Here is a 26,442-nt window from a genome sequence, read left to right as displayed (position 1 = left end):
TTAATGTTGTTAGAAGGAAATGTTTGTAGTAAAAAATACCGTACGTGCTCTCGGATAAGAAGAATAATCAAAACCAGGTGTCAAAGCTGAGTTATAGGTATTAACCTCTGGGTCAGAACCGCTGTACTTAGTCCATGTATATAAATTTGATGCTGATAATGCAAATCTCATCGATTTAAGATGCATTTTTTCTATAAGTTTTTTGTCAAAATTATATCCAAGCGCCACGTTTTTCAATCTCAAATAAGAACCGTCTTCCACTATTCTCGACGAATATCCCACAGGCGTTCCTACATAACCTTTTGTTCTTACAATATCAGAGTTTGGATTTTCTGGAGTCCAACGATCTTGATAGCTAGCAAATTGATTTAAACCTTCACGACCTGCTCCCGCTCCCATTTGATTTCCATCAAATAAAATTCGGTTCGCATTCATAATATCGTTACCATATGACCATTGAAAGAAAATGTTCAAATCGAAGTTTTTGTACGTGAAATTATTTGTAAATCCACCAATATTTAAAGGATTTCCATTTCCGATTTTAGTATAATCCTTAGCAGTGATTGTCCCATCTCCATTTTGATCTACATATTTAACGTCTCCAGGCTGTACATTTACATTTCCATTATTAGCAATACCTGTTTTTAATTTGTAAGGATCAGCCGCTGTTCCGCTTCCTGTGAAATCAGAATATTTGTAAGTTCCTGCATATTCAAATCCATACATTTGTCCTAAAGGCTGTCCTACTACGGCATTATAGGCACTTACTCCTTTATATTCTGTATCCCAATTAATAATAGATTCTAAGTTGTTTTGTCCTTCTGCTAAGGCTAATAATTTATTTCTGTTAAAGGAGATATTCGCACTAGTTGTCCAAGTAAAATCTTTCGTAATGATGTTTTGAGTAGTCAATGACAATTCCAAACCTTTGTTTTCTACACTACCGATATTTTTAAACGCTGTTGTAAAACCAGAAGACAATGGAAGGTTTGTTCTCAATAACAAATCTTTAGTCGTTTTTTTATAAACATCTGCAGAGAAAACGATTCTTTGTTTTAAGAATCCTAAATCAATACCTGCGTCAAATTGTTCAGTCGTTTCCCATTTTAACTGAGAATTCCCCAATTTTTGAGGCGTTGCACCTGTCACATAATTATTGTCAAATACGTACGTGCCATAAAATGGGTTGTTTGGATCATAATAAGTAGTAAGATAATCGAAATCGCCTACTCGGTTATTACCAGTCTGTCCGTAGCTTGTACGCAATTTACCTTCAGATAAAACTTTGTTTTTTAAGAACTTCTCTTCGCTGAATTTCCAAGAAAGCGCACCAGAAGGGAAATATCCCCAATGATTTTCTGAAGGAAACTTAGAAGAACCATCTGCTCGGTAGGATGCTGTTACAAAATACTTAGATGCATAATCGTAGTTTACTCTACCTAAAAACGAAGCCATTGTCCAAACTGAATTACCCGGATCAATTCTTAAAGCTGTACCCGAATCAAGCGAATCGAATCTCAAATCCTCATTAGCAACTGGAATTTTGTTAGCGGCTTTTCCATAAGACTCACTTTCTTGCTTTTGGATTGTAAATCCTCCTAGAACAACAAAGTGATGCTTTTGTATTTTCTTATCCCAAGTTAAAGTGTTTTCATTCAAGAAGTTAGTATAATTATTATTCATCATTTTTCCATTAACACCAGAAGCACTTCCTGGACGTCCTAGAGTAGTATAGGAGTTATAGAATTCATCTTTCTCAGATTTATTGTCAACATATCCTACTGTTGATCTTAATTTCAATTCTTTGGTAAATAGATACTCCAAATAACCATTAATTGAGAAGTTATTGGTAGTAGTCACATTATAAGTGTTCTTAAGGTTGATCACAGGATTTACCCTTAAATCAAATCCAGAATTAAGGTTTGGGTCTATAAATTCATCCTCAGGATTTGCCACATTAGGAGAATATGGGCGCATTCCCCAAACTGAAACCATTACGTTGGCTGAACCATTATAAATTGCTGCACTTGGATCGATACCGGTTTGTTTCAAGTAACTGTAATTTGAATTAATTCCGATTTTAAGTTTATCTGTAAATTGATAATCGGCATTAATACGCCCTTGGTATCTTGTATAATTTGAATTCAATAAAATACCGTCTTGATCAGTAGCTGAACCGCTAACAGCATATTTTAATTTTTTTGTTCCCCCTGTTACCGAAAGATCATTCTTTGTGAACAAAGCCACACGAGTTGACAAATCTTGCCAATCTGTACTTCCTTCGTTTCTGTAACTTTCTAAAGTTCTATTTGGATCTGTAAGATAGATTTCAGTTGGTGATTTTGGATTTGAAGTCGCAAGCGGATTGAGTTCTAATTGGTACTTCACAAACTCGTACGTACTCATCATGTCCATCTTATTTGCAATTTGCTGCACACCGATTGAACTTGAAAAAGAGAAAACCGGTTTTCCTTGTTTACCTCTTTTAGTTTGAATTACAATAACTCCATTAGCTCCTCTTGCACCATAGATCGCAGTTGCCGAAGCGTCTTTTAAAACGTCTATCGAAGCAATATCCTCAGGGTTGATTATGTTGTTATTTCCACCTTCAACCAAAAACCCATCAATAACATATAAAGGGCTATTAGCCTGTGTTACTGAGTTGTTACCTCTAATAACGATATTGGTGCCGGCACCTGGCATTCCGTCTGCTGAAGTTACTTGAACACCAGCAACACGACCTGCCAATGCATCATCAAAAGAGCGAACTGGCGTTTTATTTAAATCTGACATGTTTACGCTGCCAACAGCGCCTGTCAAATCTTTTCTTTTAACAGTACCGTATCCAATTACCACAATTTCATCCAAATTGCTTGTCGATGACTTTAATGTAACATTTATATTCTTTTTATCCCCAACAGCTACGGTAGAAGTCTCAAAACCTATATAAGTAAAAATCAATTGGTCTTTTGATTCTACTTTTATGCTATATTGTCCTGTATAATCTGTTAATGTGGCCTCTTTAGTTCCTTTTACTGTAATTGTTACACCAGGAAGAGGATCTTTCTTGTCGTCTACAACAACTCCCGAAATAGTTCTTTTATCCTGTGCCTGTGCGAAAAACGGAATAATGATCAAACAAATACCAACAAATAAATGTCTTAAAACCTTTTGAGAAGGCTGGTATTTTAAATTCAATTTTTTCATAATTCTTAAATTTAGTTTTGGTTAAAGTTAGTTTAGTTTTGTCATGTTTGTATCGATTGCGAAAACGTTTTCTTTTCAAAATCATTTTTCAAATTTACCTCGATTTGGTTCTTTAAAAGGGTGATAATTTTCCTTTTGAGGGTTAAAATCTTCCTTTTTACAGGGTCTCAGCCCACATCACACTTTTTCGACGTTTTTATTTTTAATCCGACACTCATCAAATGATTTTTGGTCCATTTATTTCATATTCCGATTGGGAGCTTTCATAATTGCAGCCAATTCAATAGCTAGAGTTTTTGTTTTTTCAGGCATTTGGGTGGCTAGATTGTGTTCTTCCTCCGGATCTTTATCCAAATCATAAAGTTGTGGCTGTTGTTGCAAGCCTGAATCTACATTTTTATTAAGGAGCCATAAAGGCGGTTGTTGCATCTTTGGAGCAATATATTTCCAATTCCCTTTTCTGATGCTCATCGTAAAAGCTTCCTCTATTAAATATTGACGTCCTTTATTGCTTTTCCCTAATAAAGCATCAAGCATATCAAAACTATCAACGGCCGTTTCTTTATGATTAATTTTTGCTCCTATCAATTTGGCAAAAGAAGCAAAGAAATCAACCTGACTAATCAAGGCATCGTTTTTTGCTGGTCTGATTTTATTAGGCCAATAAACAATAGTCGGCACCCGAGTTCCCGCTTCATAGGCGCTGTATTTTCCACCTTTGAACTTTCCTGACGGTTTATGATTTCCAATATTGGTCAATGCTTGATCGGCATACCCATCATCTAAAACAGGACCGTTATCGCTGCTGAAAACTATAATAGTATTATCAGCAATCTTAAGTTCATTGAGTTTTTTCATAATCTGCCCCGTTACCCAATCCATCTGAACAATAGCATCGCCTCTAGGCCCCATGTTTGTGCTTCCGACAAATCTTTGGTTAGGAGCGCGCGGTACATGAATATCAGGCAGCGCAAAGTATAAGAAAAACGGTTTTTGGGTGTGGCTTGCAATAAAATTGGTTGCCTTATTGGTTAATACATTTGGAAATTCTTCGTCTTTCCAATAGGCATTATGTCCCCCACTCATATAGCCTATTCTACTTATTCCATTAATAACAGTACCGCTATGCTGCGCATCGGCAAGCATTTTCAAAATCTCTTCGTCTTCTCCACCAATAGGATCAGTGCCTATCCTTTTATCATAATTCACTTTTATAGGATCATTAGCATCTCTATTAACTACAGTATGATTTTCTACAAATACTGTCGGTACACGATCTGGCGTTGCAGGAATTAAAAAACTGTAATCAAAACCTATTTCTAGTGGTCCTGGTTTGATTTCTTTATTCCAATCAGGTTTTCCATTTCCTAAACCGAGATGCCACTTCCCGATTACGGCGGTTGAGTATCCCGCATTTTTAAACATATCAGCAATAGTTTCTTTATCAGGATCAATAATAAGAGGAGCATCTCCTTGCAAAATGGCTGCTTTATTTCTAAAAGCATAGCTTCCTGTAAGCAATGAGAATCTCGATGGTGTACATGTTGAAGCCGTGCAATGTGCATCTGTAAACTGAATGCCGCCAGTAGCAAGAGCATCTACATTTGGAGTTTTTACAGCAGTTGCTCCATAACAGCTTAAATCGCCATAACCCAAATCATCTACATAAATGAATATCACATTTGGCAATTTCGAGGTCTGTTCTTTCTTTTTTGGCGAGCATGATCCCAAAAACAACATAAGAAATATACAACAAGTGAAATTTATCTTCTTCATCTTTTTTAGCATTATATTCTGAAATTATTTGATGAATCAAATTTACTTTCGACCATTCTTTCGAAAGAGTATTTTCATCCTTTTATGGATTAAAATATTCCTTTGTATATACTTCAGCCTTATATATTCCTGTACTGCAACTATTCATCTAAAAAAAATTGATTTTAATTATATTGCACCGTTCAATCATTTTATTATTTTTGACGAATAATTACAATCCTAACAGATTAATTTTCCCCTTCATAATTTAATCTACATTTTAACTAAAAAACTCAAATATTTTAACAGTATCAATTCGATACTCAATTATATTAATCAAAAAAAGATTCCAATGCCTTTTAAAACTCATAATCGGGTATTTCTCTTTTTACAGATTTGCGTTTGGGGTTTATTTTTTACAACTTCAAAAAGCAATGCTCAGGCAAAACCCATATCATTCAATCATCTTGATGTGACCAATGGGCTTTCGAATAATTCTGTTTTATCAATTGCTCAAGATTCTGCCGGTTTCATTTGGCTAGGAACCAAGTATGGTCTAAATCGATATGATGGACGTACATTCAAAGTTTTTAAAAATGATCCTGCCAATAAAAAAAGCATATCTTCTAATGACTTTATCAAAAAACTGGAATTAGATTCAAACAAAACAATGCTTGTTGTTTCTGATGGGTTGGATTTATATCATTCTGAAGATAATTCTTTTGAAAGTATTATTTCTCGAAAAGAAAATGTTGTACGCGTTTTAAAAGATTCTAAAGACAACTTATGGGTTGGAACATTAACTAAACTATTGTTTAGAGGCTCAAATAGTAAAGAGTTTATTGCTATCAAAATCAGCCAAAACAAGTTACAAATATCAGAGCTCTTTGAGGACAATCAGCATCATATTTGGGTTGGAACTTCAGATGGTTTATTTGAACTTTTTTTTGAAGGCAAAAAGCTTCATATCAAACGTCATTTCAATTCCATATTTAAAAAAGATGAAAATATTGGATTAATAACGACAATTGTTCAGGATGAAAGCCTCAAATATTGGATTGGAACTCGAAAAAATGGTGTTTATCTTTTTGATAAAAAGACTTCAAAACTAATACATTTCATAAAAGACATCAATGACAAAAATTCATTGGTAAACAATAATGTCCGCAAAATTTTACGACACAAAAACGGATCACTTTGGATTGGTACGCAAGATGGTTTATCGATTTTAAATCCGTATACGCATCATTTTATCAATTACCAGCATGATCCAATTAATTCTAATAGTTTAAGCCAAAATTCTATTTATGATATTTTTCAGGATAAAAATGGCTCAGTTTGGATTGGCACCTACTTTGGAGGCGTAAATGTTGTTTATTCTGTCAATACGCCTTTTACTGTTTATCAGAACAAAATTGACAAAAACAGCCTTAGCAGTAATATAATAAGCACAATAGTTGAAGATAAAAATCAGAATCTATGGATTGGCACTGAAGCAGGCGGACTAAACTATTTCAACAGAAAAACCCAGCAGTTTACAATCTATAAAAACAACATCAACGACAAGAACAGCTTAAGTTCAAATTTGGTAAAGTCTATAGTCATTGACAAAAACCAAAATATTTGGATTGGTACAGGTCTTGGAGGATTAAATTTCTTTGATCTTAAAACATCTAGCTTCAAAATCTATAAACAAAATTCGGGCGACAATAATAGTCTTGTATCTGATAATGTTAATTGTTTGCTTGTAAACAGACAAAACAAACTATTTATAGGCACTGATATTGGTTTGAATATTTATGATATCGCGCAACAAAAATTTAGTTTTTCTGCAACTAATGGAAAAACCTTTTTAAATAAATCGATCAACGCGCTTTATGAAGATAAAAAAGGAAATATTTGGATAGGCGGTCCAACAGGAATTCATATTTACCAAAATGCTAAGCTTCAATACAAACACTTTAAAAATAATGAAGGCAAACAGTTTGAATATGATATAAACTGTTTTTTTGAAGACAGCCAAGGGCTAATGTGGATTGGAAGCTATCATCACGGATTAGCATTGATTAATCTGAAAAACAATACTTTCAAAACTTTTGATGTGAATAATGGCTTATCCAGCGATAATGTATTGGCTGTAACGGAAGACAATGATACCAACTTATGGATAAGCACTGATAATGGGTTGATAAAATTTAATAGAGCTACAAATTCATTCAGAAGTTTCAATATTCTTGATGGTCTTCCAGATAATCAATTCAATACCAACTCTGTACTAAATGACAGTCAGGGACAAATCTTCTTTGGCACTTACAATGGATTGATTAGTTTTAATCCGCAGAGAATTGAGCGAAATGCATTTCCGCCAGCCACTGTCCTATCGAATCTTAAATTATTCAATATCCCTATTAAAGTTGGAGACGAAAGCGGTCTATTAAAAAATGACATCAACTTTACTGAGACGCTTACTTTTGATCATAATCAAAACATTTTTACAATTGAATTCTCGGCATTAAATTTCATAAAATCAAACAAAAACAAGTACGCTTATATCCTTGAAGGTTTTGAAAAAAATTGGAATTATGTTGACATTCCTTCTGCAACCTACACTAATTTGCCTGCTGGAGATTATCATTTTTTAGTGAAATCCGCCAACAATGATGGAGTATGGAATAAAGAAGTCAAACAAATCACTATCGAAGTGCTTCCTCCAATCTGGAAAACTTGGTGGGCCTATCTCATTTATTTTGCCACTGCTTTTATTATCACTTATTATATTATGAAGTTCTTAAAAGCAAGAACGGAACTAAAACAAGAACTTCATTTTGAAAAAATGAAACTTGATTTTTTCACCAATGTCTCGCATGAAATCAGAACGCCATTAACGCTGATTTTAGGGCCAATTGAAAAACTAGAGAAATTAACTGCTGAAAACACGCCAGCAAAAAAATATGCGCTAAGTATAAAAAATAATACCGAAAGACTGTATCGCTTGGTAAATGAATTGTTGGATTTTAGAAAAGCGGAATCTGGAAATATGCGTCTTTATTTTTCCGAAGAAGATCTGGTTAGCAATTTAAAAGCAATTTACGGAAGCTTTCAAACGCTTGCCGAAGCAAAAAATATAGAGTATACTTTTAAAAGCAGTGATCCTGAAATTTTGGTTTATTTTGATAAAGACCAAATGGAAAAAGTGTTTTTCAACCTATTGTCAAATGCATTCAAGTTTACGCCAAATGGAGGCGCAATACAATTAAAAATCGTATTGAAAAAACAAAAAGTAAAAATTACCGTCACCGATAACGGCAAAGGCATCGCAATCCATAATCTTGACGCCATATTTACAAATTTTTATCAGGCAGATCAAAACATGGGAACCGGAATTGGGTTAGCACTAACTAAAAGTCTAATTGAACTTCATAAAGGAAAAATCAGTGTAAAGAGCAAACCTGCATCTGAAGAAAAAGAAGGAAAAACAACATTTGCAGTTGAATTGCAATTGGGTAAAAATCACCTAAAAGAAGTTGATATCACGCCAATACCGAAAATTGAAAATATAGTTATTGAAGAAACTGAAGATATAGGAGCTGATAGCTTTATTGAGAATCAAACAGAAGAAAACAAAGATAAAACAGCCACCATACTAATTGTTGAAGATAATGATGAAGTAAGAGATTTTATCAAACAGTCTCTCGAAGTAAATTATCATGTATATGAAAGTGAAAACGGATTAGAAGGCTGGAAAACAGCACTTCAAATCATGCCAGATCTTATCATTAGTGATGTCATGATGCCGATTATGGATGGACTAGAGCTTTGCGAAAAAATCAAGACAGATGTTCGCACCTCACATATTCCTGTGATTTTGCTCACTGCAAAATCTGCATCAGTTCATCAAGTCCAAGGTTTACAGCAAGGTGCTGATGTATATGTAACTAAACCCTTCAGTGATCAAATTCTACAATTGAATATTAAGAATTTGCTTTCCTTAAAGGCAGCATTGCAAAAGAAATACAGTGAGCAGATTTTAAAACTGCCAATCATAACCACTACTGAATCTTCGCAAGACGAAATTTTTCTTCAAAAACTGCAACAAATCGTTGAGAACAATATTGGAAACGCAAATTTAGATTTAGGATTTATTACCACTGAAATTGGAATGAGTAAATCTGTTTTGTATAAGAAATTCAGTGCTCTTACCAATCTTTCCTTGAATGAATTCATTAAAAACCAACGCTTAAAACATGCTGTAGAATTGTTCCAAAAAGGAGAAACATCGACCTTAACCGTAGCATTGCAAGTTGGGTTTAATGATGTAAAATACTTTAGTCGAGAATTCAAAAAAATGTACGGTATCACACCAACTGAATATATTAAAAATAAAGGGCAGAGCTCACCATAGTTATATTCTGCTTTTGACAAAACAAATTCAGATTCAGTGTTTATAATGTTAAGCCAATATAATTTTTAGAAGTATAACTGTATTTCTGTCAACCTTATAAGTAATACTTTAGGTTAGGATTAAATTTCTTCTGGCAAATTATTTATAAAATTTTGCGATCTTTCATTTAGATGGATTTTAAATAAAATTATTAGCATATAATTACGAAATAACACTTCTGTTATTTATTAAAAGATAAATCTCGCTGCGATAAAATAACCCCCTCCAATAACTAATAATGGAAGAGCAATTGACAACAGAATTAATGTCCATATAAATACTCTAAAGTAACTATACAAACTTACTTCCGATGGATCTGAAGGATTATAGATGACAGTTGTTGTCTCCCCTATTTCCCAGGTAGGAGGATCGTTTCCTTCTGCTAGTTCATATGTTACCAATTGGTTATCTTTTGTGCGGAAAGTAAAGATTGGCGCAAACACTTCGCCGTCTGATTCGTACCTGTGAAGGTCAATAACAGTTGCAGTAGCTTTATCTCCATTTTTTAGAAATAACATTGTATTACGGAAACAGAATATTGCCAGCAAAAGGAACACTAGTCCTAATCCTAGAATTAAATAATATTGCCACATAATTTTCTTTTTTATTTTTTCCATTTCAATTACTTTATTATATCTAATTGATAAATAAACACTAACGAATATAATACAATTTTTAAAAAGTAAGTTATATCAGAAACCTACAAACAAATAAACAAGGATAATTTTCAGGAATTAATTAAAGTTTTTCATTTCAATTGCAGTGCAGCCGAACTGTTGAACTGACTGTAAATCGTATTCAGTTTTATAGCCTAAATAATCAATAATGAAAAACAGAAATTCGCAGCCCGATCGCCTAAGCAGGCTGATTGCAGGAATATAGTTTTCGAGTTCATCAATCATTCAAAATAGTTTACCATTGATCATTACCTGAATTTTCAGTATCATATCTTTGATTTATTAATTGTTGTTTGACTCAGGAAAAAATAAGGAATTCCTATATTTATTGCCGCAAAAATGGACGCAATATCAAATCGAATCTCTATTTTAGTAAATTTACTTCTCTTTTTACATCGGCAATCCTAACTATAGGCTTCGAATCTGTTTTCGCTCATAATTATCGTACGTTTATAACAATGGGAAGAGAATTCGAACCCTAACCTTACAAATCTTGTAAAATCATTATCAATCAATTAACCATAAATATCCCATTCAAATCAGCCACACTCTTCTCAAATAGTTCTGTCACATTTATGAGAATCAAATTCAAGGGTTTAAGTAATTTATAAATTAACCCACTTATTTACAGAATGATTTAAAATTCTAAAGATAAAAGTTAGTCCGGGATATGACAGAACTTCTCAAGGCACTAAAACAAAAAACCCCAATACTGAAAGTAAATCCCAATAAGACACAGCGAAAATAAGATTGCTGCCATAACGCTTGTATCCGAAATAGACTTAATTACAAAAACAAAATAGAGTATCGAAATTATAACACATACAATAAAAACCCATTGTATTGTAAACAAATATTCAAATTGATTAGGAATACCAAAAGCAAGTATATAGAAATTATTTTCTGATGTATTGTTTATAGCCAAAACAAACCCAATAATAGTTATAAAAGCAAATAAAGAAGTTAGGATAACTATGGTCTTCATTATTTTATTCTTTCCAACATCTTTTCTATTTCTGACAAGTAAATAAGCAAAGGTTAAAACTGAAACTAACAAAATAGTAATAGCTATAAACAATGGAGCAAAAAATAGCAGATCAAATTCATTCAGACTATTGGCGAAATTAGAAATTCCTCCGCTTATAAGTACATCGGTTGCAAAATTCACTTTATCATTTCGTTTTAATTCACTTACATCTGGCTGGCGTGTAGGATTTGAGATAAAATCACTTACAATTTTACTTCCAATCATCGAAAATCCGGGGCCGTGTCCGCCAGTTGGTACGCTCACCAAAAAGCCGTTTTTAAATTTATTCACCATTGCCTTTCCGTTTGATGGCGGAGTTATAGGATCAAATGCACCTGAAAAAACTAAAACCGGAGCCGTAATTGTCGCTAATTTCGATAAGTCATTAGGGCCAGTTGCCGTTTTGTTGATTCCTGAATTCCATTTATCACAAACAGAAAAATCAGATTTATAAAACGATAATCCGCCTTTTAATTTCTGAAATCCATTTGCTTTTTTATTGAATGCCAAAATAGAATTGTTCGGAATAACTTCATTACAACTTACACAATAATACTGACCGTAGTCTAATCCTAATGCTCCTGAAAAAGAAGCAACAAGTGCACTCAGTGTATTTTTATTTCCTTTATTAAACTCCGTAATCAATAAGGGTAAAACTTCTATCAGCTTTTTATAGTATAAAGATTGCTGGATGGCAATTTTAAAGTCTTCTGCATTATAAGTAAACTTTCCACTTGGAATAACTTTTTTGTCAACATCGACCGTGATAGGATTTTTGGTTAATTTTTCTATGGTTTCGTAATACGTTTTTTCTAAGTTCGGGTATTGTTGGTTACAATCGGGATTATTTTCGCAGGCCTCAAAAACTTTATTAAGACTGCTTATATAATTTGCTGTATTAGAATTATAATACTCTGTTATGTCCGAAATTGATGAATCGAGAATTAATGAATTAATATCCTGAGAAAAATCATTTGCATAAACCTGAGCGGTATAAGTTCCGTAAGAAACCCCATAAACTGTCCATTTATCATATTTTAAAGCTTCTTTTAGCGCATTCAGATCTTTAGCAATAGATTTACTGTTGTAAGCCGTAAGATCAATTCCTTTATTTATTAAATCTTGTTTACACGCCAGTGCCGCCATTGTTTTTTGTTGTTCGTCCTGTGTACTATTCTGATTTTTAGCCAGAATTTCTAAAAACTTAGTTCCTAAATCAGGACAAAATTTTGGCGAGGAATATCCTGTTCCTCTAACATCCATTAAAACTAAATCATTATTTTCTCTTAACGGATGATCCAGCCATCTCCATATACTGCCTACTTCTCCCGCACCAGGGCCTCCTTCCAGATATACAACCACATTTGCTTTTTCTTTTTTAGCGGTATTTTTTAAAACAGCAACGGCAATTTTTATCTTTTTACCAGTTGGTTTATCCCAATTTTCAGGGACCGTTAAGTAGCCCCATTCTACTTTATTTTGCTCGTTAATAAGTGCTTCTCCGGGAAAAAAAGTAGTGGCTTTTTCAAACTTGTATGCCTTGCTTTGAGACATCAAATAATTGGGTAACAGCGATAGTATTAAAAGTAATGTTATTAGTTTTTTCATTATGGTCTTAATTAAAATATTGCGTTTTTATAATTTCTTCTTTCAAATAAATTTCACCAATACTAGTTTTTAGTGAAATATGGCATTTATACTTTTCATCTATTTTTATTTCTTTCAAATAGAATTTTTCCTCATTAATTTCAGTTTTGTTTTCTACAATCTCAAATGATTTTAGCGGAATAGTTAGTCCGTGACCATGTGCTTTTATCACTGCTTCTTTTTGCGTCCAGTATTCAAAAAAAGCGTCTTTTATATTATCTGATGATTCAATTTTCTGTCTTTCTTTTTCTGTCATTTCGAACTTAAAACTATCCAGTTCAAAATCTGTTATTATTTCAATATCAACTCCCACTTCATGCAAATCAGTCAATGCGCAAACCACGATTCCTTCTGAATGTGTGATATTAAACTGGATAACATGGTCTTCAAAATAAGGTTTGTTGTGTTTTGTGTATTTTATCTCCTTGTCATGAAGTTTGTGTCCATAAATTTCTTCTGCTGCTTTATACAATAATACCCGTCCTAAAAGTGATAATTGTGCATCCTGCCATCTTCTGTATCTCTTTATTTTTTCCTGATAATAAACCGGAAAGCCGGGCAAAACTTCGGTTAACAATCTTTCGTGATTCTCTTCAGACTGATAGGTATAATAGACGTAAATCAAAATCGATTGTTTTTAGAAATTAAAATCAAAATCTAATGCTGTTTTGCTTTTTACTTCTATTTCGTAATCATTGAAATCCATATTTAACAAAGGGTTTTTAAGAATCTCATGCAAAATTTCGCTGTATCGTAAAGCAATTATATGTATCGAGTCCTGATCAAACAAATCAGCATTATACTCTATAATACCTTTCAGTTTGTGATCATTTTCTATAAAATTAAATACAAGTGGCATTCTGCTGTATTTATTTTGTACAGGATAATAATTCAGTTTTACATTATTTAATTCGACAATATTCTCAAAAGAAAACTCCGGATTTTGATACACCACCATTAAATCGAAAATAGATTGAGACAGCTTATTAAACGGCACATCCTGATGGTCATTAATCTCTAGTAAATTATTATGCGTATTTTTTAAAATATCAATAAAAGTCTGATTTGGCTCTATCTTCGTTCTCAAAATTAATGTCTGAACAAACATTCCGATCTGATCGTTTAATTCTGTCCTGTTTCTACCTGAATTAACTGTTCCTATACAAATATCATCCTGATTAGATAATTTATGTACAAGTACATTTATGGCCGTTAATAATACCGTATAAAAAGTAACCTGCTCCTCACCTGCAATTTTTTTTAAGCCCGAAGTAACACTTGGCGCGATTTCAAATAAATATTGTCCTGCTGTTTGCTGATCATTCTTACTATCCGAATCTCTTTCAAAAGTATTTTTAGGTTCATAATGCTCCAGATAATTGCTCCAGAACAATTCATTTTTTGCAACATTTTCTTCGAAAGCTTTATTATACCATTCTGAATAATCTTTAAACTGAATTTTTAATGCACGATCTTCTGTTGCATCCTTAGAACTGTTATAGCTTTTGATAAATTCCTGAATAAAAATTTCCAGAGATAATCCATCCATTATAATATGGTGTGTAGAAAAAAGCAATATCGACTTTCCAGTTTCCAGCTGAAGTAACTGAACCCTTATCAATAATTCTTTTTCTAAATCAAAGGGAGTGTTTACAAGCTGTTCAATAATTTGATTTACCTCCTCTTTTTTTACATCATAAACAGAAACCGAAAATTTTGCCGCATCCCAATCCTTTCTTTTTTGATGAGGTACACCTGCTGTTTCAATAAAATTTGTTCTTACGATTTCGTACTTCTTAATTATGCTGTTTATTCCGTTTTTAATTTGGTCGACATTCAGACTTCCTTCCACCTGATAACCTGCTGACATATTGTAAGCAGCAGAAGTATTATTGAATTGAGAAGCTAACCAAATCGCATATTGCTGAGGTGTCAGATTGTATAAATCTTTTGTCTCTGCAACTGGTATTTTGTCTATTACAATTGGTTTAAGTGCTTGCAGATAGGCTGCCAGCAATTGTATTGTAGGGTAATCAAAAATAGCTTTTAACCCAATATTGTAAAAAAGCTGATTGACTATTAACCCAATTAGTTTAATGGCGTTTAAGGAATGGCCTCCCAGAAAAAAGAAATTATCGTTCGTGCTGATAGGCTGATTAATATTTAAGACTTCCTGCCAAAATTCAGATATCTTTTTTTCTAAATCAGAAGCGGGTGCTTTAAAATCGTCTAATTTTATATTTTGCTGAATATTTTTTTGCGCCAAAGATTTTCTGTCTACTTTTTGGTTTGGCGTAAGCGGAAATGCTTCTAAGGGAATAATCGTATTGGGAATCATGTAATACGGCAGATTGTTCTTTAAGATTTCTAAAATTTTCTGAACATCAATTTCTTCGTCTCTTTTTAAAAGATAAGCTACCAAAAATGCCTCTTGTTGATTTCCTTTTTTAGCAATTACAACCGCATCTTTTACTTCTTTTATTTTGTTTAATTGCGATTCAATATCCCCAAGTTCGATTCTATATCCTCTAATTTTTACCTGATTATCATTTCTTCCTAAAAATTCAATTTCTCCATTTTCATTCCACTTTCCAACATCGCCGGTTTCATAACATAAACCTGCGTAATTAAATGGATCCTGAATAAATTTTTCTTTCGTTAAGGTTTCATTATTATAATATCCTTTTGCCAATCCGTCACCTGCAATATAGATTGCACCGGGCGTTCCTATAGGTTTAAGCTTTAGAAATTCATCTAAAATATAAAACTGTGTATTATTAATGGGTTTTCCAATATTTGATGCATCGGCAGGATTTTCTATTTTTTTTAAACTGGACCAGATTGTAGTTTCTGTAGGTCCGTACATATTCCAGACTTCTAAATTTGTATGAATCAGCTTTTCAGCTAATGCTTTACTCAATAAATCACCACCACAAAGCAGTTTTAAGCGTTTGCTTCCCTGCCAGTCTGCATTGTACAGCAATTGATAAAAGCTTGGTGTTGCCTGAATAATGGTGGGTTGTATTTCCTCTATTTTCTTGATCGTCAAATGTGGATCTGAGAGTACTTCCTGATTTGCAATATAAAGTAACGCTCCGGAAATTAAGGGTACAAAAAATTCTAATATCGAAATATCAAAAGAGTATGTTGTTACAGAAAATAAAATATCTGTTGCTGAAACTCCCGGTTTTTGCTGTATGCTGATTAAAAAATTGAGTAATGATTCGTGACCAATTTCTACTCCTTTCGGATTTCCTGTTGATCCGGATGTATAGATAATATAGGCAGTATCTTTGGGAGACACCTTCTCCGCTAGAATTCCTTTATATTGATTACTATCTGCAAGTATACTTTCCAGCGTTAGTATATTAACCGTTTCATGAACATCTAATCGATAATCTTTTTCAGTGATCAATATTTTACTCTGGCTATTCTCTACGATATAACTCAGCCTTTCGAGCGGAAAATTTGGATCGAGCGGAATATAGGCTCTCCCGGATTTTAAAATGCCTAATAGAACTGCTACCATATTGGCCGATCTTCCTAATAAAACGGCAATTGGCGATTTGTCATTTTCTAAATAAGTCACATTAATATATTCAGCAAATTGATCGGATAAACTGTTTAGTTCCTGATAGGTATAGGATTGTAAATCGTCTTTAATGGCAATTTTTTGAGGAGTCTCGTTTGCTCTTTCAACAAACAGATCTATCGTTGTTTTCTCTTTTGGATACTCAGCAGCTGTTTCGTTAAAGGATACAAGTATTTGCTGTTTTTCTTCTTCCGTCAGGTAGTCAAACTCTTTTAATTTTCTGTCAGGAGATGCTATTATGGCATGAATCAGATTTTCAAAATGATTTACAACTGCTTTTATTGTTTTATCATCAAAATAATTAAGGTTATAATCAAAGTCGATTTTTACATCTTCAGACTCGTCAAACTCTCTGATATAGATGGCAAGCGCAACACGTTCTGATTGATGTGTTAGGGGAATTACCTGTGTTTTTGTATGTTTGAAATCATCTGAAAAGTTTTGCTTTTCATACGAAAGTGTAATATTAAAAAGTCTTTCTTTTTCGTTAAAAACTTTAAGTTCCTGAATTAATTTTCCCAAAGGAAATCTTTGATGGCGGTAATCTTTTCTTAATTGATTTTTGATCTCAACAATTAAATTTTCAAAAGTTTGCTCAAAGTCCAACGGAATTCTTAAAGGAGAAATTCCCATAAAAAGTCCAACTGTTTTCTTGTAAACCGATTTGCTTCGATTTAAAACCGGTAATCCAATTGCAAAATCGTTGTTCTGATGTTTTCTTCCAAAGTAGGTATATAGAGCTGCCAAAATGATATTAAAAGTAGAGCATTTAAAACTGGAGGATAATTCGTTTAACTGATTATAGATTTCTCTATTTACGATGAGTTCCTGACGATTACTTTTATTTATCTGAACTGTATCATCGATCTTTTCGAACAAATTTTCCGGCAGTGTACTAAATTTTTCTGTCCAGTAGGCTTTATCCTGAAAATAAGTATCGGAGTTTTGATACGTTGCATCATCTGTTATAAAATCTTTATAAGTAAAAGGATAGTTTGATGTTATGATTCCGGATTCTAAAATCTCATTGTAGTTTTGAACCAGTCTCTGAAACATTAAAGAAGTTCCCCAACCATCTGTAATAATATGATGGTAAACTGAAAACAGATAATAAAAATTTTCCTCGACTTTTACTAAAGTAAAAACATGCAGAAGATTTTTACTAAATAAATCAAAAGGCTTCATAAACTCCTTTTGCATATAATTTGTTACTTCTTCCAACGAATGTTCGTGTTGCGAAAAATCAACAAATCCTAATTGCGAATGATGTTTATCCAGTACTTTTACTGTTACATCTTCCTGAACTTTTTCAAGAGTAACACGATATACATCGTGCTGATTGATTAATGCTATGTATGCCTTATTAAATACTTCAAAATTTACTACCCCTTTAATTTCTATTTTAGCCCCAATATTATAAATAGGCTCATTAGGCAACAATAGTTGCTCAAAATATACATCTTGTTGAGGTAGCGTAAGTTTCATAACTAAAAATTTTATAACAGTTGTACTTGGCTGATTTTACATTTTCATGCTTGTTTTGATCTTTAATTCCCTACTTTTTCGTACCATAAATTTTCGGTACTTAAAAGTTTATCCTCGATTTTAACGTCCATAACAATTTGTCCGTAATCAAATTTGATAATTCTGTCTGCGTATTTAAAATAGGCATCGTCATGTGTAACTGCCACAATAGTTTTGCCTTCTTTTTTTAGTTTTGGAATTAGTTTTTCATAAAAATATTTTCTGAAATGAGGGTCCTGATCTGCCGCCCATTCATCTAGTATTAAAATTGGCTTGTTTTCTAAAAGAGCAAAAATCATAGACATTCTTTTACTTTGTCCTTTAGAAAAATTGCGTCTTGCAGAATCTTCCATATCATCTAAAATGACTTTATCAAGTTCCATTATTTTCAATAATTCCTGATAGTCCTCATTTTTCTCAATGGTGTAATTGTCATAATTATTAGAAAATATATGATTGTCTGTAAAAACTGCTGCCAGTAAATTTTGTGTGGGTGTACTATTATTGGCAAGAAGTTTATTGTTTACAAAAATCTCTCCTTGAGAAGGTTTGTATAATCCAGTTAGAATATTAATAAAGGTACTTTTACCACTTCCGTTACCTCCAATTACAAAAATGACTTCGCCTTTTTGAAGTTTAAAATTTAAAGGTCCTAACCCAAAACCATTATCAGCTTCCTGACTTTTATAATTAAAACTGATATTTTTTAACTCGATCGAATTAAACTCTTCCAATAAAGATACTTTTGCTAAATGGTCTTCATTTTCTTCTTTATTTTCAAAATCACTTAAGAATTTTTTAATTCGCCCGTTTGAAACTAAATACTGAGAATAAACATTCTGCATGTTTATTAAATTATTTACTGGTCCGGATATGAAAAGTAATATCACTACATACGATCCAACCTCTGTTTGAGAAAGAAGATTAAATGCCGGAAATAAAAATAAAATGGCGCCTATAACGAAATACAGTCCGTACTGACTGATGAGATTGATGGAAAGAAAAACAAAATTTATTTCGTAATCTAAAGACTTCGATTCGTCTCTGTTGGGAATTAAATGTTTGCTTAAAAGATTTTTCCTTTTATTATTATCGACCTTAAGCTCTTTGAATCCTTTAATAACATCGTTTACATAACTGTAATAATGTTCATTGTTTTTGCGCAATACGGCTATTTTTTTTGCCATTGTTTTTATTACAACAAAAAAAACAGCTGCAATTAAAACAATGAGCCCCAAAACAATTAGTCCGGAATAAAATGAAATCCAGAACATATACGTTAAGCACAATACGAGCATTAATACGGAGTTGACTGTATGTGTTACAATTCCTGAAAATGAAGCAAATACTCTAATATCTTCTATTGCGGTATAAAATCTTTGCGAGCCAAATTTTTGAAGTGTAATTAATGGTGTGCTTAGAATTTTCCTGAATATGTTTTTCTCATTCTCGTACAGGATGTTGTAGATGTACTGGTTTAGTTTTTTTTGAAAAATGATATTTAATAAATAAGAATATCCAATTACAGCCAGAAATACGATCCACATATAACTTTTTGAAAATTCAACTTTTCCTGAAATGGTGTTGTTGATTATATAAAGTGTTCCAAAACTAAGAACCGTGTTCGGGATAGCATACAGAATTATATAAAGGAAATTTGTAAATTTTAATTTTAACATAATTTATAAGTTTATTTTCAAACATTATTGTTCTGTTCCTGCTCTTAAGTTTTATATTCTAACTCTCTGGTATTTTCAACGCATTGCTGCAAGATGTTTGCAATTCTTTCGGGATGATTATAAATAAAGAAATGATCTCCGGTAAGTATTTCCGAATGGAAACTGGCATTTGTAAATCGTTTCCAGTTTGCAATATCTACCGAAGTTTTTTCTAAATCTCCCATAACGGAGTAGATTGGTACATTTACGGCTCGTTCATTTACGAGTTTATTTCTTTCTGCCAGTTCAAAATCAGCTCTGAAAACGGGCTCTATAAAATCCATAAATTCAAGATTCGATCTTAACTCATCGGGCAAACCGCCTAATTTTTTAATTTCATCCATGAACTCAAATTTTTCGTATAAATATAATTTCCTGTTTTCTTTGATTCCCGGTCCGGGATTTCCGGTAAAAACAAGATACGCCGGAGCACGATTAATTTTTTGAAGCATATTGGCTACTCTTAAACCAATACCGGTTCCTAAACTGTGTCCGTAAATTATGTAAAATGATGCGGTTTGTCTGGCTATTATTTGCTGAAAAATATCTTCGGCCGCCTGATCAAATTCTGTCAATAAAGACTCTTTTATGCGTTTGCCTCTTCCGGGAAGCTCCAGAGTTACAACATCAAAATCTTTTAAATAAGGCATTAAAAAATTAAATGAGTAACAATTTCCTCCAGCAAAGGGTATTAGAAATAATTGTATCTTTTTCATGTTTACTATTCTTTATCTTTTAATGCATGAATTTATTTAGTGCATTACTTTTTTTATTGAATTCTGTCTAATGCATCATCATTTCCTAATTTTTTAGCAGGTCTTTTGGTATTTACATTTCCGAAATTATAGGTAAATTCAATACCAATTTTTCTACTATCATTGTAGCGCATTTTTTCTGAACTATAATTCGAAAAATATTGGTCTGAAGTGTAGACATTTCGTTTAAGTATATCAGTAGCCATCACTCTTATTTGTCCTTTATTTTTTAGGACATTGATTAAAAAAGAAGCATCAATATTTCCAACTGCTCCAATGTGTGTTAACTCCGACGTTAACTTAGATGAGTATGTACCAATAACTTCTAATTTTAGGTTCTTGGAAAAACTAATTGTATGGTCTGTTTTAAAATTGTACCAGAACGAAGACAAACTATATTGATTTCCTAAAACAATTCCTTTAGATTTTGAATATCCTGACACAGATCCGCTATTCTGGCTGTTCCACCATGACGTAATTTTAATCGGGTAAAAAACATCAATATAAAAATCATGAGACTGATCCAGGTTTTGCAAAGAAAAATAGGTTACTCCTGTATCAAAATCCTGCTTATACGGAAATTGTCCCAGCATACCTTTGATATAAACATAATTAATCGAGATATTGAGTTTGTTTAAATTTATACCTAAAGAGAAATTATCATTGTATTGTGGTTTTAGTGCCGGATTACCTGTAAAAACCGTATAGTTATTTATAAATATGGTATAGGGAACCAACTCATTATAAGGCGTTCTAATAATTGTTTTCTTATATGAAAAGGAATAATTATGAAGATCATCTATATCGTGCTGATAAAAAAGCGTTGGGAAAAACTTGAGATACTGTTGAGGTTCTCCACCTGTATATGTGGCATCTGTATTTTCTAATCGCATCCCAATTTGAAGTTTATCTTTTTCCCTGTTTTTATATAAAATACCATAACCGGATAAAATAGTTTCTCTTAATTTGGTATCATTAGAATACTCGGGTACCACGACATTAGAGCCATTTTGATTTTCCTCATATACAATTTGGCTGTTTGAATTTGAAGTTTGGTTTTTTAAACCTGCTTCAAGTTTCCATTCTTTTTTTAAATTTTGAATAAAATCCAATTGAGCAATCCAGATATCAATTCCTGTTGAATTTGTGGTTTGATATTCATTTGGAACTCTAATCACTTCATCATTTTTACCTAAAACATAAGAAGGAAAAGATTGGAAAAAATCGCTTTGGTATGGCGTATAGGTTCCCAGTGCATTTAATTCTGTGTCTCCGGATTTTGAAGAATAATGATAGTTTAAGTTATAATTACTTGTATATCCTTTACTTTTTAAGGGACTATTTGTAACTAAAACAGAATCGATTGGCGCATTTAATTTACTAAATTCATTTGTAGAATCGAAATGCCCGGTTCTGCGAAATGGATTTGTAGTAATAAGGGCTCCTATATATTGTCTGTCTGTTAAATCATATTGAATTCCGCCCTGAACAGAATAAAATTTTTGATAAAATACACGCTTCACATCTTCATTTATTACATCTGTCCCGTTAAGTATTCTTACTGTATTATTGAAACTCATCTGGTCGCTTTTACGATATCCCAGAGTTCCAAAAGTGGTCAGTTTTCCTTTTCTGTAGGTAAGACTGGCATTGGCACCATACTCACCGTATTGTCCCTGAGCACCAGTTACTCTAACATTTCCTGTATAACCATCCATCTGGCTTTTTTTTGTAATAATGTTGATTACGGCTCCATAAGTCGCATCATATTTTGATGATGGATTGGTTATTAATTCTATTGTTACAATATTACCCGCAGGAATCATTTGCAAAACACTTTCGACAGAACTGTCCGGATATTGTTTATTATCAATAAGAACCAATGTCTTCTTCGATTGTAAACTCACTTCGTTTGCTGCAGATATAGTCACAAATGGTGTGTTTTTTAATAAATCAAGGGAGGTTCCGGCTGCGAGAGCACTTTCTTTCACCTTAATTACAAAACGATCACTTTTTCTTTCTACAAGATCAATTTTCTTGGTAATGACAACTTCATTTAATTTATTGACATCGGGTACAAGAATTAATGGCGGAGAAACCACAGTAGCATTTTCTTCTAATTTAATTACGTCAGAATAAAATGGTGCAGATCCTAATGCATATGCTTTTAGATAATAATTCCCCGGCACAATATCTGACAGATGAAATAAACCCAAAGAATCTGTCAAAGTTCCTTTTACAAAAGTGGAGTCAACTGAACGAAACAAGGAAACTTCCACAAATTCCTGAGATTCTCCTGTTTCATTTAATACACTTCCTTTTAAATCTGCATTTTTTTTTAATTGTACCTTTTTAATGGTATCAAAAAGCTCATTTTTTGATCCTGAAAAAGGTACAATTTTGTACTTCTCAATAAGAGTGGTATTGGTAAGAATACCAAACTCATTATTCCTGCTCGGAATTTTGTTTATTGAAAAGGAGAAATTAAAAACTAACATAAAAACCAATATCAATATAGCAGAGCAAAACGCTCTTTTTTTCTTACATTTTGTATATAGACAGGCTAATAAATACCTCTTGAAATTCATAGATTAAAAAAATTATATTGCAGTGTAAGAATGTTTGTTTTTAGTAAATATTTATTTGATTTCAGCTTATTACAAACTCAATTCATAAGCATAAAGAATCTCTTTTTCACCAAAAAGTCTTTCGGCAATAATTCCTCTTTTAGTACATTCTTCAACTAACTTGTTGGATTGTACAATAGGATTAGATTCATCAGTATATTTCAAACTGCTTATAAATTCTAACCAAGGCTCCTGCCCCATTGCATATACATAAGCTTCTTTAGGATTGAAAATGTTTACCAAATGCATTCCTTTGTCATAATCTGATCCCGAAAGTCTTCTGGACTGATCTTTGTCTCTTTGCAAATCCTGAGTCAATAATGGTCCGTACAACCATGTTAATGGCGCACCATCACATTCCATTCCTAAGAATACTACATCTACATCTCCTGTAATACGATGTACATGTTTGTATAAATTGGCTTCCATCACTCTTGCATCGGCAACGAATAAGAAAGAGAAAGTACCCACTTCGATATGATAACAAATTTTTGCATTTACGTTTAGATCGCTATGCTCTCCTGTAAACGGAATACCTGTTAAAACACAGTTTTTAAACTGTAGTTTTTCCATTTCTCCAATTTCAGTTACATTATTGAAACCAATTTTATTAAAAAGTAACTTTAAGTTTGGATCCTGCAACGCTCCTGAATTAGTACGAGGAATAATGATATTTTTGATCTTGTGACGTAATGGAAGCAATGTTTCTAACAAAATATGATCCTGATGATTGTGTGTAATCAAAACATAATCGATTGTATCTGGTAAATCAATGTCAGAAAAATGGTTTATTGATGTTTGGTAACCGTAATAACTAATTACCGGATCAACTAAAATACTGATATCCTGAGTCTCAATAAGAATACAAGCGTGTCCAAAATAACGCATTCTTACATTTGATCCTTCGTACTTATCATAGTTTTGATGTTCCTCTTGAGTAAAAAATGTTTTAAACAATTCTAAATCTGCTTCCGGAATATTTAATTTTTTTACTATTTCTTCAATTGTTCCCGGCTCTCTTTTCATTCTGCTCAAATCATCAATACCAGTATGTCTGAACGGAATATTTAAATTAACAACATTGGGTTCATCCAGTTTTGGAGTACTTAAACAGAATGGACGTTCGTCATTGTCTGTAGTCCATAAAGCGATACTTTGTGTGTTTTCATTATAAAATTCACTGTCGTATAACAAAGTCTCAAAAAAACGATATGAGGCATTATTATTTAAATCGTAAACTAACTCTACGTATCCTTTCAGAATTTCCGGTACTTTATCGTACAAGCTTTCCAACGAATATCCTTTTGCATTCGCTTTAAGCATTGCATCTAACTCCTGAATGGCAGCGGCAAGGGCAATTGAACTTGCTTGTTCTCTGATCGTAGTTTCTTTAAGTTCTTTAATATCCTCTACTCTTGAATATTTATAGTCAATAAAAGGACCTCCCAACATTTTAGGGTTTTTAACTGCAGCAACGTGAATTTGCTCTGATTGGATGTAAGAGTTCATGATTTTTAAATGCCTTCCTACTATGTTCATAGCAGCAGTTGCCGGCGATATTAAATGAGGCCATGCATACCATCTCTCTATTAGAGGTTCAATCACTACGTTAGGTTTCAAATACCAATTATTATTTTCCATAAAAAAAAATTATTGTTTAATATTAAATAAGGTTTTTACTGATTCATCTGTATCTTAACTTAAGTACAAGATGCAATTGACTTTTCAACAAAATAACAGCAAGTTTGCTCCTAAAAATTACGGTCTTTATCTCTAAATTTTACGGTCTTTAATTCACTTTCAAAATGTTCTTTTGCAAGAGAAATACATCGTGCAAGCCTTTTATTTATTCATTATGAAGTGATATTAGAACTAATCAAAAATCAAAAATTCCCTAACAGCTACTGCTATTAGGGAATTTTTAGGTTTGCAACCTCATATAATACGGAATGTAAAATATACTTTTTGAAAGAGCAATTAAACCTGAATCAATGCATTAGATAATTCTATGATTGCTTTTCTATATCCTTCAAGATTGATTGCATTGAGAGCATCCCAGTGTCCTCCTTCAATAAATTCATGAGTGGTTTCATTTGTTGTAAAACGTTCCCATTCTTTCCTGTTAATTGAAGACTGGTTTCTTTTGGCCTCAAACAATTGGAGTTTATTTTTTATTTTTCCGGTTTGTTCGTAGTCGTAGAAAATCTGGAAATTAGTATTCAAGAAATACCTTAAAGATTCCGCGTTAACTTCGTCTTCACCAATAAGCCTTTTATATTGCTCTATCAGCCAGTCTGTTTCATTTTCAGAATCAAACAAATCAGTACTTTTTGCCTTAGCAACAGTCTCAATTAATACAAGTGATACGCTTAAATTGGTTTCTTCCAGAATTTTAGCCATCTCAAAGGCGATATTACCTCCCATAGAATAGCCTACAAGAATTAAATCTCCTTCTTTCTGATTGCTAAGTAGCTGTTCACAAAATACAGCAGCGGCCTGCTCAACAGATTCAAAGCAAGGTTCTCCTTCTTCTAATCCGGAATACTGAAAACCGAAGCAATTAAAATCGTTTCCAAGCATTTGAGTCAACGGTTTATAAAGCATACTGTTTCCTATAACCGGCGGAACAAAATAAACATTAGTTGCCGTTATTTCCTGCCTGTTTTCCAGGTTCAGTAAAGGTTTATATTCCGTTTGAACATTCGCTAAAGTTTCGATAGTTGGATGATGATATATGTCCTGAACTTTTAACGGGATGTGCATTGTTTTCTTTATTAAAGCATGCATCTTTAACGCTTTTAAACTATTCCCTCCCAATTCAAAAAAGTTGTCCAGAATACTTATCTTATCTTTTTTAAGGACTTCCTGCCAGATGGCCAATAGTTTTTCTTCGGTTTCATTGCGGGGTGCAAGATAAAGTGTACCGCTTTCTGTTTCCTGTGTTTCAGGAGCAGGCAGCTTTTTCTTATCGATTTTTCCGTTTGGGGTTAAAGGCATTTGAGCTATTTTTACCCAATGTGCAGGAATCATGTATGATGGCAGAGTATCTCCAATAAATGCACGCAAGGCTGAGATTGCAACTGTTTTTTCGCTCACAAAATAGGCCACTACTTCATTTTGTCCGTCTGAGTTTTTATGGGCCACAACACAGGCAGAGGCAATATCGGGATGTTTCTCTAAGGTGTTTTCGATTTCTCCCAGTTCAATTCTGTAGCCTCGTATTTTTACCTGATCGTCTATTCTTCCTAAAAATTCAATATTCCCGTCGGATTGCCATTTGCCTAAATCTCCGGTTTTGTACATGCGTTCTCCTTTATGGAAAGGATTTTCGATGAACTTCTCAGCTGTTAATTCAGCCTTATGAAGATAACCTCGCGACAAGCCTTTACCACTAATGTATATTTCTCCTAAAACGCCTACAGGCTGAGGTTGCAGGGCTGCATTTAAAATATAAAACTGGGTATTAGAAATC

At 32.9% G+C, this 26,442-nt stretch carries 12 protein-coding genes; 1 reads left to right on the top strand and 11 read right to left on the bottom strand.

Going from position 1 to position 26,442, the window contains the following annotated elements; all coding sequences use genetic code 11:
* Positions 1-9: 9 nt before the first annotated feature.
* Positions 10-3,207, bottom strand: a complete 3,198-nt coding sequence (locus J7574_RS18990; RefSeq protein WP_290972346.1) for a TonB-dependent receptor — start codon at positions 3,205-3,207, stop codon at positions 10-12.
* 237 nt (positions 3,208-3,444) lie between these two features.
* Positions 3,445-4,983, bottom strand: a complete 1,539-nt coding sequence (locus J7574_RS18985; RefSeq protein WP_290972343.1) for an arylsulfatase — start codon at positions 4,981-4,983, stop codon at positions 3,445-3,447.
* Positions 4,984-5,314: 331 nt separating this feature from the next.
* Between J7574_RS18985 and J7574_RS18980 the strand changes: the two genes are divergently transcribed.
* Positions 5,315-9,364, top strand: a complete 4,050-nt coding sequence (locus tag J7574_RS18980) for a two-component regulator propeller domain-containing protein (protein ID WP_290972340.1) — start codon at positions 5,315-5,317, stop codon at positions 9,362-9,364.
* A 227-nt stretch (positions 9,365-9,591) separates the two neighbouring features.
* Here the strand turns inward: J7574_RS18980 and J7574_RS18975 are convergent, their stop codons facing one another.
* The 9 genes from J7574_RS18975 to J7574_RS18935 all read right to left on the bottom strand — a co-directional run.
* Entirely contained in the window at positions 9,592-10,020 is a 429-nt protein-coding gene (locus tag J7574_RS18975) for a DUF3592 domain-containing protein (protein WP_290972338.1), read from the bottom strand.
* Positions 10,021-10,771: 751 nt separating this feature from the next.
* Positions 10,772-12,715 carry an alpha/beta fold hydrolase gene (locus J7574_RS18970; protein ID WP_290972335.1) on the bottom strand — a complete coding sequence of 648 codons (1,944 nt, stop codon included), beginning with the start codon at positions 12,713-12,715 and terminating at the stop codon, positions 10,772-10,774.
* Positions 12,716-12,722: 7 nt separating this feature from the next.
* On the bottom strand, positions 12,723-13,379 hold the full coding sequence (locus tag J7574_RS18965; protein ID WP_290972332.1) for a 4'-phosphopantetheinyl transferase superfamily protein: 657 nt from the start codon (positions 13,377-13,379) through the stop codon (positions 12,723-12,725).
* A 12-nt stretch (positions 13,380-13,391) separates the two neighbouring features.
* Positions 13,392-17,831, bottom strand: a complete 4,440-nt coding sequence (locus J7574_RS18960) for an amino acid adenylation domain-containing protein (RefSeq protein ID WP_290972329.1) — start codon at positions 17,829-17,831, stop codon at positions 13,392-13,394.
* Between the two features lie 62 nt (positions 17,832-17,893).
* Positions 17,894-19,549: a cyclic peptide export ABC transporter gene (locus J7574_RS18955; RefSeq protein ID WP_290972327.1), complete on the bottom strand. Its 1,656-nt coding sequence runs from the start codon at positions 19,547-19,549 to the stop codon at positions 17,894-17,896.
* A gap of 44 nt (positions 19,550-19,593) precedes the next feature.
* The gene (locus J7574_RS18950; protein WP_290972325.1) at positions 19,594-20,304 is read right to left on the bottom strand and encodes a thioesterase II family protein; all 711 of its coding nucleotides are present in this window, start codon (positions 20,302-20,304) and stop codon (positions 19,594-19,596) included.
* A 53-nt stretch (positions 20,305-20,357) separates the two neighbouring features.
* On the bottom strand, positions 20,358-22,841 hold the full coding sequence (locus tag J7574_RS18945; RefSeq protein WP_290972323.1) for an outer membrane beta-barrel protein: 2,484 nt from the start codon (positions 22,839-22,841) through the stop codon (positions 20,358-20,360).
* 159 nt (positions 22,842-23,000) lie between these two features.
* Positions 23,001-24,611: an MBL fold metallo-hydrolase gene (locus tag J7574_RS18940; RefSeq protein ID WP_290972321.1), complete on the bottom strand. Its 1,611-nt coding sequence runs from the start codon at positions 24,609-24,611 to the stop codon at positions 23,001-23,003.
* A 336-nt stretch (positions 24,612-24,947) separates the two neighbouring features.
* Positions 24,948-26,442 (bottom strand): thioesterase domain-containing protein (locus J7574_RS18935; protein ID WP_290972319.1); only part of this gene is annotated, 1,495 nt, incomplete at its 5' end.

The organism is Flavobacterium sp. (assembly GCF_017744675.1).
GTDB lineage: Bacteria > Bacteroidota > Bacteroidia > Flavobacteriales > Flavobacteriaceae > Flavobacterium.
The sequence above is the reverse complement of the archived record's forward strand: the minus strand, read 5'-3'. Positions and strand labels throughout refer to the sequence as shown.

Bases quoted from the DNA above. Each gene is read 5' to 3' on its own strand.
- J7574_RS18990 (WP_290972346.1), bottom strand. From the start codon at position 3,207: ATGAAAAAATTGAATTTAAAATACCAGCCTTCTCAAAAGGTTTTAAGA.
- J7574_RS18985 (WP_290972343.1), bottom strand. From the start codon at position 4,983: ATGAAGAAGATAAATTTCACTTGTTGTATATTTCTTATGTTGTTTTTG.
- J7574_RS18980 (WP_290972340.1), top strand. From the start codon at position 5,315: ATGCCTTTTAAAACTCATAATCGGGTATTTCTCTTTTTACAGATTTGC.
- J7574_RS18975 (WP_290972338.1), bottom strand. From the start codon at position 10,020: ATGGAAAAAATAAAAAAGAAAATTATGTGGCAATATTATTTAATTCTA.
- J7574_RS18970 (WP_290972335.1), bottom strand. From the start codon at position 12,715: ATGAAAAAACTAATAACATTACTTTTAATACTATCGCTGTTACCCAAT.
- J7574_RS18960 (WP_290972329.1), bottom strand. From the start codon at position 17,831: ATGAAACTTACGCTACCTCAACAAGATGTATATTTTGAGCAACTATTG.
- J7574_RS18955 (WP_290972327.1), bottom strand. From the start codon at position 19,549: ATGTTAAAATTAAAATTTACAAATTTCCTTTATATAATTCTGTATGCT.
- J7574_RS18950 (WP_290972325.1), bottom strand. From the start codon at position 20,304: ATGAAAAAGATACAATTATTTCTAATACCCTTTGCTGGAGGAAATTGT.
- J7574_RS18945 (WP_290972323.1), bottom strand. From the start codon at position 22,841: ATGTTAGTTTTTAATTTCTCCTTTTCAATAAACAAAATTCCGAGCAGG.
- J7574_RS18940 (WP_290972321.1), bottom strand. From the start codon at position 24,611: ATGGAAAATAATAATTGGTATTTGAAACCTAACGTAGTGATTGAACCT.